The organism is Streptomyces sp. NPDC002884 (assembly GCF_040295245.1).
In the GTDB taxonomy this organism is placed as follows: Bacteria; Actinomycetota; Actinomycetes; order Streptomycetales; family Streptomycetaceae; genus Streptomyces.
The window spans coordinates 1-13,115 of sequence record NZ_JBEOVB010000016.1; the positions used below are offsets into that span (position 1 = coordinate 1).

Annotated in this window: 8 protein-coding genes; 4 read left to right on the plus strand and 4 right to left on the minus strand. The window is 72.8% G+C overall.

Annotated features, from left to right (window positions below):
* Positions 1-896 (plus strand): alkaline phosphatase family protein (locus tag ABT070_RS27875; protein ID WP_351764623.1); only part of this gene is annotated, 896 nt, incomplete at its 5' end.
* A 50-nt stretch (positions 897-946) separates the two neighbouring features.
* On the opposite strand, the gene ABT070_RS27880 is transcribed toward ABT070_RS27875, so the two are convergent.
* The 3 genes from ABT070_RS27880 to ABT070_RS27890 form a co-directional block, all read right to left on the minus strand.
* Positions 947-1,258, minus strand: a complete 312-nt coding sequence (locus ABT070_RS27880; protein ID WP_351764624.1) for an STAS domain-containing protein — start codon at positions 1,256-1,258, stop codon at positions 947-949.
* Positions 1,258-5,226, minus strand: coding sequence for a SpoIIE family protein phosphatase (locus ABT070_RS27885; RefSeq protein WP_351764754.1), 3,969 nt, complete (start codon positions 5,224-5,226; stop codon positions 1,258-1,260). The genes ABT070_RS27880 and ABT070_RS27885 overlap by 1 nt, the downstream gene beginning before the upstream one ends.
* 409 nt (positions 5,227-5,635) lie before the next feature.
* A complete protein-coding gene (locus tag ABT070_RS27890) occupies positions 5,636-8,947 on the minus strand; it encodes an ATP-binding protein (RefSeq protein ID WP_451101716.1) in 3,312 nt (1,103 codons plus the stop codon).
* A 344-nt stretch (positions 8,948-9,291) separates the two neighbouring features.
* Here ABT070_RS27890 and ABT070_RS27895 point away from each other — a divergent pair, with 344 nt between their 5' ends.
* The 3 genes from ABT070_RS27895 to ABT070_RS27905 are packed head-to-tail and all read left to right on the plus strand — an operon-like array spanning position 9,292 to position 12,166.
* Positions 9,292-9,930 carry a hemerythrin domain-containing protein gene (locus ABT070_RS27895; RefSeq protein ID WP_351764626.1) on the plus strand — a complete coding sequence of 213 codons (639 nt, stop codon included), beginning with the start codon at positions 9,292-9,294 and terminating at the stop codon, positions 9,928-9,930.
* Entirely contained in the window at positions 9,927-10,853 is a 927-nt protein-coding gene (locus tag ABT070_RS27900) for a pyridoxamine 5'-phosphate oxidase family protein (protein WP_351764627.1), read from the plus strand. The genes ABT070_RS27895 and ABT070_RS27900 overlap by 4 nt, the downstream gene beginning before the upstream one ends.
* The gene (locus tag ABT070_RS27905) at positions 10,850-12,166 is read left to right on the plus strand and encodes a ricin-type beta-trefoil lectin domain protein (RefSeq protein WP_351764628.1); all 1,317 of its coding nucleotides are present in this window, start codon (positions 10,850-10,852) and stop codon (positions 12,164-12,166) included. The genes ABT070_RS27900 and ABT070_RS27905 overlap by 4 nt, the downstream gene beginning before the upstream one ends.
* Before the next feature lie 185 nt (positions 12,167-12,351).
* Here the strand turns inward: ABT070_RS27905 and ABT070_RS27910 are convergent, their stop codons facing one another.
* Positions 12,352-13,113: a DeoR/GlpR family DNA-binding transcription regulator gene (locus ABT070_RS27910; RefSeq protein WP_351764629.1), complete on the minus strand. Its 762-nt coding sequence runs from the start codon at positions 13,111-13,113 to the stop codon at positions 12,352-12,354.
* Between the last annotated feature and the right edge of the window lie 2 nt (positions 13,114-13,115).

The window sequence follows — 13,115 nt, forward strand, 5'->3', positions numbered from 1 at the left end:
GGGGACCGGGCGCGGACCTGGTCTCCAGCCGCTGGATCATCGACGCGACCCGCCACATCCTGCGCACCCGCAACCCCGACCTGACCCTGTGCTACGTACCCCACCTGGACTACGACCTCCAGCGTTTCGGCCCGCGCGACCCGCGCTCGCTGAAGGCGGCCGCCGACCTCGACACCGCGCTGGCCCCGCTGCTGGAGGAAGCGGCGGCGGAGGGCCGTACGGTCGTCGTGCTGTCCGAGTACGGGATAGGCGAGGTGAGCAGGCCTGTCGACATCAACCGTGCGCTGCGCCGTGCGGGCCTGCTCGAGGTGCACACCCAGGACGGTATGGAGTACCTCGACCCGATGGCGTCCCGTGCCTTCGCGGTCGCCGACCACCAGCTCGCCCACGTCTACGTACACCGTCCCGAGGACCTGCCCGGTGTGCGGGAGGTGCTGGAGGACCTGCCCGGCGTCGCCGAACTCCTCGGTGACGAGGGGAAGAAGCGGCACGGCCTCGACCACCCGCGCTCGGGCGAACTCGTGGCCGTGGCGGAGCCCGATGCCTGGTTCACGTACTACTACTGGCTCGACGACGCCCGCGCACCCGACTTCGCGCAGCTGGTGGAGATCCACCGCAAGCCCGGCTACGACCCGGCCGAACTGTTCATGGATCCCCTCGACCCCTATGTGAAGGTCAAGGCGGCAGGAGCGCTCGCCCGCAAGAAGCTCGGCCTGCGGTATCGGATGGCGGTGGTCCCGCTGGACCCCTCCCCGGTCCGCGGCAGTCACGGCAGGCTTCCGGAGCGCACGGAGGAGGGGCCTGTCCTGCTGTGCTCACGCCCCGGTGAGGTCACCGGGGATCTCGCCGCCACGGAGGTCAAGGCGCTGCTGCTGCGGCTGGCCGGCATCGCCTGACACCGCGGGTCCGGCGCCGTTCACGTCGGCCGTCCGGCCTCCCGCCGATCTCACGCGGTGGCGGGGCCGTCCGGCCGGGGGAACCGGACGGTGACGAGACGGGTGAGGCCGGACACCGTCAGGACCCGTTCGAGCAGCGGGCCGGCGATGAGCTCGATGCGGTCGGCATGGGCGAACAGGACGTTGAGGCCCGCGCTGTCGAGGTACTCCACATCCGTCAGGTCGACGACGACCGGCCCCGGTACACCGTCGATGGCGTCGGCGAATGCGCCGCTGTTGCTCATGTCGATCTCGCCCGCGACGGTCAGCAGGGTGCCGCTGCCGGAGGTTCTGCCGTGCGTGAGAGTCAGCTGGGTGGGCATCACAGGATCCTCGTGTGCATCTCGACGGTGGTGCCCAGGGGGCCGGGACTGATGGTCACATGGCTCGCCAGAGCCTTCATGATGCCGATCCCCCGGCCGCGGTGAGGGGTGTCGGCGGGATTGCCGGGCTTCCAGATCCCGCTGTCCGCCACGACCACCCGGACCGTGTCGGAGGACGCCTCGGCATACAGGCGGACGGTTCCGTCGGGGGAGGCGCGGTGGCCGTGTTCCACGGCGTTGGCACAGGCCTCACCGGCGGCGATCAGCACGTCCTGGGCGGTGCGCCGGGGCAGGTCGCACCGGGCGAGCCACTCGCGCAGGGCGTGACGCGCGACGGCGAGCCGGCCCGACTCCGCCGGAAAGGCGAATCGCAGCGGGCCCGGATGCCGGTAGAGCAGGAGGGCGACATCGTCGTCGTAACCGCTCGTGGGGGCCAGCTCGGACATCAGGAGGTCGGCCAGCTCACGGGCGGCGAGATCGCGGCCGTCCCGCAACACCTCGCCCGCCCGGGCGATACCCACGTCCAGCGACTGCCGTCGCCGCTCGACGAGGCCGTCGGTGTAGACCAGGAGCGACGAGCGGGCGGGGACGGAACAGACGTGCTCGGGGCGGTCGTGGGAGGGGCGGATGCCCAGAGGGAGCGCGTGTCCGCTTTCGAGCAGACGGGTGCCGCCGTCCGGGAGCGCGAGCACGCCCGGCGGATGGCCCGCGCTCGAGTAGGTCAGGCTTCCCGTCCGCGGGTCGAGGACGCCGCAGAAGACGGTCGTGCACATGGCGCCGGGGATGCCCTTGGCGAAGTGGTCGAGAGCCATGAGCGTGCTGGCGGGTCCGAGGTCCTGGAGGAACAGGGCACGGCAGGCACTGCGCAGCTGGCCCATCACGGTGGCCGCCTGCAGCCCGCGTCCGACGCAGTCGCCGACCACGATGCCGATCCGGTCGTCCGGCAGGGCGATGACGTCGTACCAGTCGCCGCCGATCTCCAGCGGTGGCGTGGCCGGCTCGTAGCGCGCGGCGAACCCCTCGGGCAGCAGGGAGGGACCGAGGATGGCGCGTTGGAGGGCGAGCGCGGTCTCGCGCTGCTGATCGATCTGATGGGCACGGGTGAGCGCCTGGGCCAGGTGACCGCCGAGCAGCGCCAGCAGCAGTTCGTCCTCGCGGCTGAAACGGCGGGCCGGCTCCAGCTCGATCCACAACGCCATGGGGCCCTCGGGGTGTTCGAGGAGGATCCCCGCCCCGGTCTCGTCGACGACAGGGGTGAGCAGCGGCTGACTCTGCAGGTCGCTGATGGCCCGCTGCCGCTCGGCCGGGATGTCCTGCCAGGTCAGCGGGCGGGTGGCGGTGAGGTCCGGGCGGCCGTCCGCGGCGAAGACCGCCGACAGCACATGGTCGGCGTGCCACAGTTCCCGGAGCCGGTCCAGCGCCGCGGTGAGCGACTGGTGAAGGCCGGCGGTCTCGGCGAGGCGGGTGCTGAGCGAGGCGAGGGCGCTCTCGCGTTGGATGGCATGGCGTTCGGCCGTGACGTCGCGGAAGGTTCCCACGATCATCCGGCGTCCGCTGTCGGGATCGCTGGCGTCGTTGAAGGCGGCTCTGACGTACAACCGGTGCCCGTCCCGATGGGTGAGGGGAAGGGTGTGGTTGCCGTGTCCCCGGGTGAGCAGGTCGGCGAAGGCGTCGGCCACCGTCCGGTGGGCCGCGGGGTCGCTCGTGGCGTCCGGCCACCAGGGGTGGGCCGGTGCGTAGGGCAACCCGTCGGGGCCGTGGCCGAGCATGGTGGCGAACGCGGCGTTGATCTCGAGGACGGTGCCGCTGTCGTCCATCACGAGCAGGGCTTCCTGGAGCGAGTCCACGAGGGCGGCGCGCCATCGCACATGGTGGGTGCGCAGGCGGGCCAGTTCCACGTTGGCCCGTACCCGGGCCAGCAGTTCGGCCGCGGCGAACGGTTTGACGAGGTAGTCGTCCGCGCCCGCCGACAGTCCCTCGATGGACGCCTCCTGGCCCGCCCGGGCGGAGAGCAGCAGTACGGGGACCGAGGCGGTCCGGGTGTCCGATCGCAGGGCGCCGACCAGGGCGAGGCCGTCCATGAGCGGCATCATGACATCGCTGACTATCAGGTCCGGGGCCTCGGCGCGGGCGGCGGCCAGGGCGGCCAGGCCGTCGCTCACCGCGTGGGCCCGGTAGCCGGCGCCGGTCAGGATACGGACCAGGTACTCGCGCATGTCGGCGTTGTCGTCGGCGACCAGGACGCGTGCGCGCACGGCCGATCCGGATACGGCGGAAGACGACGAGGCGTCGTGCGTGGCCTTGTCCCGCACCGCCGTGCCGCTGTCGGCGGGGAGCCAGCGCAGGGCTTCCTGTACGTAGGGGACGGCGACGTCCGACGCGGGGCGGGTCCGGGACGACTCGTGGACGGCGTCCGCGGGCAGATGCGCGGACCCGAACGGCAGCCGGACGGTGAAACACGTACCCCGGTCCGGGGCGCTGTCCGCCGTGATGGTGCCGCCGTGCAGCAGGACCAGTTCCCGGACCAGGGCCAGGCCGATGCCGCTGCCCTCGTGGGAGCGGGCGCGGACGCCGCTGATGCGGTGGAAGCGTTCGAACAGGTGCGGCATCTCGTTCGCCGCGATGCCGACGCCGGTGTCGGAGACCGTCACCACCGCCCGGTCGTCCTCCTCACGGACCGTGACGCCGAGGGAGCCGTCGAAGGTGAACTTGAGCGCGTTGCTCAGCAGGTTCAGCATCACCTTCTCCCACATGTCCCGGTCGACGTGGACCGGCCGGTCGAGCGGGGGGCAGTCGACGACGAGGTCGAGCCCGGCCCGGTCGACGGCGGACCGGAAGACGCTGGCGAGTTCGGCGGTCAGCACGGCCAGATCCACGGGTTCGTAGCACGCCTGGACCCGGCCCGCTTCGATGCGGGAGAAGTCCAGGAGGGTGTTGACCAGCTTCCCCAGACGCAGCGCGTTGCGCCGGATCGCCTCCAGTTCCTGCCGGACCGGGACGTCGGCGTCCGCGAGGTGCCGGTGCAGCTCCTCGACCGGCCCGGAGATCAGCGCGAGGGGGGTGCGGAACTCGTGGCTGATGTTGGAGAAGAACGTGGTCTTGGCACGGTCGAGTTCGGCCAGTTCCTCCGCTCGCCGCTGCTGGGCGCGGTAGCTGCGGGCGGAGGCGATCCCGGCGGCGAGGTAGCCGGCGACGAGTTCGACGAACCCCCGGTGCTCCTCGTCGAGGGCCCGGTATCTGTTCAGCGCGGCGACGAGGAAGCCGTACGGCGCGCCGCCCGGCTGCACCAGCGGTACGACCAGGGCCTGTTCGGGGGGCTGTGGCCAGGCGCCGGCCGGCAGCTCGCCGATGACGTCGGCGTCCAGCCGCACGCAGACGGACGCGCCGTCGGCGAGGGCTGCCACCGGCCACGGGCCGGAGTCCTCCGGCGACAGCAGTTCCGGAGCAGTGGGCAGGCCCGTCGGCCATCCCGTCGTGCAGGCCAGACGCGCGCCGTCCTCGTGCAGGAGGTAGGTGAGGGTGAACGGCAGGTCCGCGAGGTTGCGTTCGAGCTGACGGCCGAGAAAGGCGAGCGTCTCCGTCTCCGTACGCACGACACTCGGGTCCGAGCCGAGATCGCGCAGCGTCGCCATCCTGCGGGCGCCCACGACACGTTGGGTCTCCTCGCTGACGACACACAGCATGCCCACCACGGTGCCGGCGTCGTCTCGCAGAGGGCTGTAGGAGAACGTGTGGTAGGTCTCCTCCCGGTAACCGGACCGTTCCAGGAACAGCAACAGCGCCTCGTCCCAGGTGGCTTCGCCCGAGGCGAGGACGTGGTCGATACGGGGGCCGACGTCGGACCAGATCTCCGACCAGACCTCACGGGCCGGACGCCCCAGCGCCCACGGGTACTTGCGGCCCAGCGTGTTGTGGCGATAGGCGGCGTTGCAGAAGAACGTGAGGTCCGGGCCCCAGGCCATCCACATGGAGAAGCGCGACGACAGCAGGATGCGTACCGCCGTCAGCAGGCTCTGGGACCAGTCGGCCGGCGGCCCGAGCGAGGTGGACGCCCAGTCGACGGTGGCGAGGTCACCGCCGATGTCGGGATCGGCGGCGAAGGCCTCGGCCCAGTCGGCCCTGCTCGGATCATCCACACCGCTGTCCGTGTACGCCACCGGATACCCGCTTCTCGTCTGTGATCGCTTCGTAAGCCGACGGTGCCCCGCACCGAAGTCGTGCCGACTTCCTCCACTGATCCTCTTTGCCCGTACTGAGCGTTTGTCCCCCTCGGACGGCGACAAATCTATTCCGCCGGGTCGACGGATCCGGATGCATCGCCGTTTCCGGTCGGGGGCCGTGCGGCTGCGCGGCCCCCGCGCCATGGCCGGGAGCGGCCTATGTCGCGAAGGTCCGCCGCCGTGCCCGTGTCGCGGACAGCTCCGCGGCGGCCTGGCGGGCACCCACGGCGAGATGGGGCGAGCCCCACGCGAGGGCGGTGCGCTCGGCCAGCGCGTAGTGCTCGGCCGCGGCCTGCTCCTCGTCGAGGAGCAGGTACAGGTCGGCGAGGGCGTGGGCCAGCGGACGGGTCGCGTAGACCGCGCCGGCCGCGCCGGCCAGCTGGCGCCGGAGGGGCAGCAGGTGCTCGATCAGCGCGGAGGCGGTGTCCTGGTCGTGGTGGAGGACGGCGAGCTGGGAGCGGAAGTCGAGTTCCATGCCGTAGAGGTGGTCGGTGACGGGTTCCGCGGGGAAACGCACGGCACGCGCCTCGTCGAGTCTGCCGAGGCGGGCCAGGACGAGAGCGAGCGCCACCCCGACCGGGGCGCCGACGGTGTCGTACACCCCGCGCATCACCGGCTCGATCTCGGCCGTCCGGCCCTGGGAGAGCCGGATGGTGGTCAGTCCCAGCGTGCGCAGGCCCTGGGCATGGTGTGCCCCGACACGCTGCAACAGGACGTCGGCCTCGGCGTACGAGGACTCCGCCTCCTCGAAACGGCCCGCGACACTCGCCAGCATGGCCGAGGTCGCGGCGTTGATGCCCTGCGCCCACACCATCCGGTAGCGGTGCGCGAGCACCAGGCCCTGCGCGTTGTGCCGGCGTACCGCGGCCGGATCGTTGAGGGTGGCGGCGGTCATGGCGTCCAGGTTCTGGCAGACCCAGCGGTAGGCGGGCAGGTCGTGCGTGCGGGCGAGCTCGCGCAGCTCGGCGACCAGCGGAGTCCGTGCGTCGTCGCGTGCCTCGTGCGGAAGCAGCTTGGCCGACGTCATCAACGCGGCCGCCAGCAGCCGCGGTTCGCCGTTCACGCGGGCGAGCCGCAGTTGGGTGCGCGCCGCCTCCACAGCCCGGGGCGGGTCCTCGGCGGCCACCGCGTCGACGAGGGCCTGGAGCACGCCGGCGCGGGCGGGATCGTCCAGGCCCGGATCGGACGCCAGCTCCTCTAGACGGGCCAGCAGCGCGGGATCGTACGAACCGCCCAGCCTGCTGTGCCACGGGGAGGGCTCGATCCAGGCCCCGAAGACCGCCGCCACCAGGTCGCCCCGGTCGGCCTGCTCGGCCAGTTCCACCGCCCGCTGCCGGGTGCGCCGGGCCGCGTCCGTCGAGCCTCCCCGGACCTGCGCGCCGAGCAGCCGCACCAACAGGCCGACGGCGCGGTCGGGTTGCGCGTCGAGGCCGCCCGAGGCGGTGCCGTGCACCTCGATCGCCTGCTGGATCAGCCCTACGGCGATGTCGTGGGCGTAGCGCCGCTCGGCGACCTCGGCCGCCCGCAGCGCGTAGCGGACGGCCGGAGGCGCGTCCGCCGGGCTGCCCGCATGACTGAAGTGGTGCGCCAGGGCGGCGAAGTCGTCGGGACGGTGGCGCCGCAGCACCTGGGCGATGCGCGCGTGCAGGCGTGAACGCCGGACACCTGACAGGTCGGTGTACACGGTGTCGCGCACCAGGGCGTGCACGAACCGGACCCGGCCGGGTTCGGGCGCGGTCAGCAGATCCGCGGCCAGAGCGGCGTCGAGCCCCTCCAGCATCTCGTCCTCGGCAGCGTCGGCCGCGTCGAGCAGGAGGGCCACATCGGCCTCCAGCCCCACGGCGGCGGTCAGTTGCACGGCGGACCGGGCCGCGGCGGGCAGCAGGGCCAGGCGTCTGCGCAGGACGTCGCGGACGCCCTGGGGGACTTCGGAGACCGCGACCAGGGCGCCCTCGCTCGCCAGCAGACGCGCGCTCTCCAGGACGTAGAACGGATTGCCGCCGGTGCGTTCGGCGAGCGCCGCCACCGTCGCCGCGTCCACGGACTCGCCGCAGACGGTGTCGACCATGGTGGCGACGTCCCGCGGCGACAGGCCACGGAGCGCGATCCGGTGCGGGGCGCCGGGGGCGAGGTGGGCGAGCGTCTTGACCAGGTGCTCACCCACCTCGGCCGGACGGTAGCTGGCCACGGTGAGCAGGGGCACGTCGGTGACCGCGGCCGCCGCTTCGAGCAGGGCGAGCGTCTCACCGTCGGCGCGGTGCAGATCCTCCAGGACGACGGCCAGCGGCGACTCGGCGGCAGCGGCCCGCAGCCAGGCGGCGAGCGCGCGGTGCATCCGGAAGCGCCCCGCGGTCGCCTCGTCCGGGCTCGTGGCGGCCACACTCTCCGGATCGCGCAGCAGAGCCGCCAGCTCCTCGGGCCGTGCCGGCGGCAGATCGCGGGCGAGCATACCGAGCGCCTCCACCCATGCCCAGGCGGGCGGCGCACCCTCGTACTCCGGGCAGTGCCCGATCACCACCCGCCAGCCGCCGGACCGCAGCCGGCCCTCCAGCCGGCCGAGCAGGGCGGACTTTCCCGCCCCCGCCTCGCCGGTGACCAGCACCACTCCGCCGTCCCGCCGAGCGGCCCGCGCGGCGGCGTCCACGGCGCGCAGCTCACCGCTCCTGCCGACGAACAGATCCTGCCCGGGCCGTGGTGGTTCGGCGACGGCGAGGTCCGGCTCGGGTCGTGGTGCATCGGCGACGGCGAGGTCCGGCTCGGTGACGGCCGGCGGCGCGGGGGCGAGCACGGGCGCGGGCGCGGGAAGAGCGTGAAGGGGCCCGGACACGGACGCGCGCAGCACGTCGAGCCGCTGGGCGAGCACGGCGTGCTCCAGCTCGGCCAGCATCGGGCCGGGATCGCAGCCGAGTTCCTCACGCAGTGTCCTCGCGGCCCGCCGCAGCGAGGAGAGCGCGTCGGCCTGCCGGCCGCAGGCCCAGTGGGCGAGGGCGAGCAGCCGCCAGCCCTCCTCCCGCAACGGGCTTTCCCCGACGAGGAGTTCGGCCGCCAGAGCCGCCTCGGACACCCGCCCGGTCCGGAGCTCGGCTGCGACGGCGAGTTCGCGGGCCTCGGTACGCAACTCGGTCAGGCGGGTCACCTCCGACGCCGCCCACCCCTCGTCCGCGTGCTCCGCGAAGGCCGGCCCCCGCCACCACCCGAGTGCCTCGGCGAGCAGCCCCCGGGCCTCCTCGGCCGGGGCGCGACGGGCCCGGTCCACCCGGTCCTCGAACCGCCAGGCGTCCACCGCGTGCCGGGGCAGCCGCAGCGCGTAGCCCGGGGGAGCGGTGACCAGCACGGTCGCCGGGGCGCGCGCGGGCCGCCCCGGCTCGAGCGACCGGCGCAGGTTCGACACATAGGCGTGCAGGGACACCGTGGCCTTCGCCGGCGGCGCTCCCCGCCACAGTTCCTCCGCCATCCGGTCGACCGGCACGACGCTGCCGCGGGCGGCGATCAGCAGCGACAGGACGGCCCGCTGTCGCGGAGCACCCAGTTCGACGGGTCTGCCCCCGACATCGGCGCCCAGCGGACCCAGGACTCGAATGCGTAGCACGGCGCGCGAATCTACCCGAGCGGCTGGTCCGGCCGGTCAACAGACGATAAACGCGATGCTCACCAACCCCAGGTGGCGCGCCAAGCAGGCGCCAAGCGAGCGCCAAGAGGGAGGCGGAACCCTGGGAGGCTGTTGCCTGTACCTGATCGTTGGAGCCAGCAAGCGTGTCCCCCGACAGCACCATTGACGAACTTCCCACAGCAGGACGTCCGTACACCCACGAGATGATCGTGGTCCATCGGATCTTCCGTCGCGAGTCGGCGTTCCTGCCCCGGCTGGTGCGCGCCGTTCCCGACGGCGGGACGGCCCGGGCGACGAAGGTCGCGGAACACCTGCGTGAGTATCTCGCAGGTCTGCACAGCCACCATTCCCTCGAGGACGAACTCGTCTGGCCGCTGCTGCGTGAGCGCGCGGCGGACGACGGACTCGTCGTCCGCATGGAGGAGCAGCACCAGCGGATCGACAAGAGCCTGGCGGCCGTCACCGAGTGGATACCCGCATGGGAAGGCGGGGCCGACCACATCGCAGGAGAGGAACTGGCGCTGGCCCTGGACGAGCACCGCACCGCGCTGCTCGAACACCTCGACGACGAGGAACGGCTGGTTCTGCCGCTGATCGCCGAGCACCTGACGGTCGCCGAATGGGACCTGGTCGGACGGCGCGGACTGGAGCGGATTCCCAGGGACAAGCTCCTGCTCGCCCTCGGCGCGATTCTCGAGGAGGCCACGCCACCGGAGCGCGCCTACTTCCTCGGCCGGGCCCCGCTGATCGGCCGCCTGCTGTGGAAGTCCGTCGGCCGGCGTCAGTACGCCACCGCCTGCCGCGCCATGCGCGCCCCCCTGGACGGGGGAGCAGGACGGTGACCGTACTCGATTCCGCCCCTCCCGGCGTCCTCGACGCCTACCGCACCTGCGAGTTCGTCACGCTCGGCCGGGACGGCACGCCGCTGGCCTGGCCCACGGCCGTGCGGCGCCGCGAGGACGGGACGCTCCTGCTGACCACGTCCCTGGCATTCGCGCAGAAGGCCCTGAACGTACGCCGGGACGGACGCGTCGCCCTGCTCTTCTCCGATCCCACCGGCAGCGGGCTCGACCACGCTCCGCAGATCTTCGTCGCCGGACGGGCCGACTGCCCCGACGAGATCATGACGGGGCCTCAGGGCGCCGAGGACTACTGGCGGATGCTCTTCGAGCGACAGCCGCACAGCCGCTCGTACGTGGCTGCGCCGATGCGACGGCTGATGGACTGGTACTACCTGCGGCTGCTGATCACCGTGACTCCCGACCAGGTGATCGAACGGCCACCACTGCCGCCGCTTCCCCTGCCCGGGTCCCCCGGCCCGCGCGGGCGGAACCCGCTGCCGGGAGCCGACCGGCTGGCCCGCTTTCCCAGCGCGGTCCTGGCCGCCCGCGACTCCTTCGGGGCGCCCGTTCTGGCCCGCACCCGACCGGTTCCGACGGACGACGGCTTCGCGGTGGAAGTACCGGCCGACTGCGCCGCCACACCGGGCCCCGCGTCCCTGCTGGTGCACCGGCACGACGACCGCCTCAACCACATGGACAACGCGCTCGTCCGCGGCGAACTGCGGGCGAACGGCGACGGCTGGCTGCTGTCACCCACCAAGGTGGTGGAGCCCATGGGTTCGGGACGACCGACCGACGCGGTGCGGCTCCTGCGCCGGACGAAGCGCACCACCAGCCGATATCTGGAACAACGCGGCCTGCAACGGCCTCGGGTGCAGTGGGACGAGTTCCGGGCCGTCGCGGCATCGGTCAGGACGCCATGACGGCAGACCCCGGCGACCGTACGGCCGACGCCGCCGACGCGGCTCAGGACGAGCACGAGCACGCCGCCGCCCACTCCGGGACGGCCACGGAGCCCGGCGCTTCCGCCGGTGCCGACGCCTCCGCCGAGACGCAAGCCGCCGGGTCACGTTCGCCCCTGCCCAGGCGGAGCATGTTCGGCGGACGCGCGGGGATACCCCGGCGCAGCGCGATGACCGAGGCGCGGATGGCCGCCGTGCGGGTCGTCGAGACGGATCCGGTGGTGCGGTCCGCTGCCGGGCCGGAGCCGGAGCCGGAGTCGGGGTCGGAGTCGGGGTCGGAGTCGGGGTCGGGGTCGGGGTCGGGGTCGGGGTCGGGGTCGGCCCACGGTGCCGGGACCACCACCGGCTTTCGAACCCGGCCCGAACCCGGCCTCCCCGCCCTCGGATCCGCGAACGATTTTCTCGGCGCTCACACCGCGGCCACCGCTTCGGACACCGACACCGTCACCGTCACCGACATCGACACCGAGACAGGTACGCGGACCGCTTCGGGCCGCTCCAAGAAAGGTGTGCTGGCCGGAGCGGCCGTCGTGGCCGTGAGCCTCATCGCCGTGCCCTTTCTGATCAACGCCTTCAGCGACGGAGGCGGACGAGGCTCCGCCTCCGTCACCACCGCGGACGGCGACCTCGGCGGCGACGGGACCGGTGGCGCCCCGGGCGCAGCCGGCTCGGGGTCCCCTTCGTCGGACTCCGTGTCGCACCTGACGAGCGTCGGCTCCACAGGGAAGACCGGCGACAAGGGCGCGGAGGGAACCGACGAGGACTCCGCGACGAAGGACGGTGAAGGGGATTCGTCCTCGTCGAAGTCGACGGACACGACGAAGTCTTCGAGCACCGGAACGTCCTCGTCCGGACAGGCAACGACCGGAACCGGTGGGTCCACGACCGTCTCGGGCGTGTCGATCCGGGGCCACGCCTCGGGAAAGTGCATCGACGTGAGCGGCGGAGAGTCCAAGGACGGCGTGCCCCTGGACATCCTCGGCTGCGCGGAGGCCGCCAGGATGAGCTGGACCTTCGCGTCGGACGGCACCGTACGGGCGCTGGGCAGGTGCATGGACGTCGCCTGGGGGTCGACGGACAACGGCGCGCGGATCCAGCTCGCGGACTGCAACGGCGATCCTGCCCAGCAGTTCCGGCTCAACGAGGCCCACGACCTCGTCAACCGGCAGGCGGACAAGTGCGTGGACGTCATGGACGCCAGGACCGCCGATGGCACCGGGCTCCAGATATGGGACTGCACCGGGGCCGACAACCAGAAGTGGAGCAAGGGCTGAGCGCCGCCGCCGGACGCGGAGAACCAGCGGTGAACTCCGTTACCCCTCAGGCCAGCGGGCCCTGGGGCCTGCCGTGGGTTCTGACGGCCCTGCCGGGTGTGGTGCCCGCAGGGCCGCGCTCGTGGGGCCGCGCTCGTGGGGCTGCGCTCGTGGGGCTGCGCTCGTGGGGCTGCGCTCGTGGGGCGTCAGACGAGTCTGAGGACGGTGCCGCCGTCAGCGATGGCGCCGGTCTCGTCGCCGGGTGCCGTGGCGTCGGTGACCAGGACGTGCAGGAGCGTGGAAGCGCCGACGTGGGCATGAGCGGTTCGGCCGATCTTGCTTCCGTCGGTGGCGGCCACGATGCGACGCGAGGAGGCGATGGCCGCCTTTTTGACCACTGCTTCGTCAAGGTCATAGGCGGTCAGGCCGTCGGCGGCGCTCAGCCCGCAGCAGCCGACGACAGCGGTGTCGAAGCGCAGGGCTGACAGCGAGGCGAGAGTGAGGGGGCCGGTCAGCGCTCCTTCGGTGGCCCGCGGCCGACCGCCGGGCACGAGGAGCTGTGTGGGGCCGGGGGAGTCGCCGAGGAGATGGATGGCCTGGAGGGACAGGGCCATCACGGTGACCGGCCGCCCCCGGAGCAGCCGTGCGACCTCCAGGCACGTGGTGCCGCTGTCGAGGACCACGGTCTCGCCGTCGGCGATGAGCGAGGCGACCTCCGCTCCGATGCGGCGCTTGGCATCGAAGGCTTCGTGGGCGCGCATCGAGAACGGCGGTTCCTCGCCTCGCAGCAGGAGGGTGCGGGCGCCGCCGCGGACTCGTTCGAGGACCCCCTGGGCGGCGAGCGTGTCGAGGTCGCGCCGGATGGTCATCTCCGACGCGCCGCTCAGGGCCGCCAGGTCGGCGACGGTGGCGGTGCCCGCGTCGGCGACGGCTTCGGCGATGAGTCGGTGACGGTCCGCGTTACGCATGC

Excerpts from the sequence above, each read along its gene's own strand:
- ABT070_RS27880 (WP_351764624.1), bottom strand. The coding sequence starts at position 1,258 with ATGCCCACCCAGCTGACTCTCACGCACGGCAGAACCTCCGGCAGCGGC.
- ABT070_RS27885 (WP_351764754.1), bottom strand. The coding sequence starts at position 5,226 with ATGTGGATGGCCTGGGGCCCGGACCTCACGTTCTTCTGCAACGCCGCC.
- ABT070_RS27895 (WP_351764626.1), top strand. The coding sequence starts at position 9,292 with ATGATCGTGGTCCATCGGATCTTCCGTCGCGAGTCGGCGTTCCTGCCC.
- ABT070_RS27905 (WP_351764628.1), top strand. The coding sequence starts at position 10,850 with ATGACGGCAGACCCCGGCGACCGTACGGCCGACGCCGCCGACGCGGCT.
- ABT070_RS27910 (WP_351764629.1), bottom strand. The coding sequence starts at position 13,113 with ATGCGTAACGCGGACCGTCACCGACTCATCGCCGAAGCCGTCGCCGAC.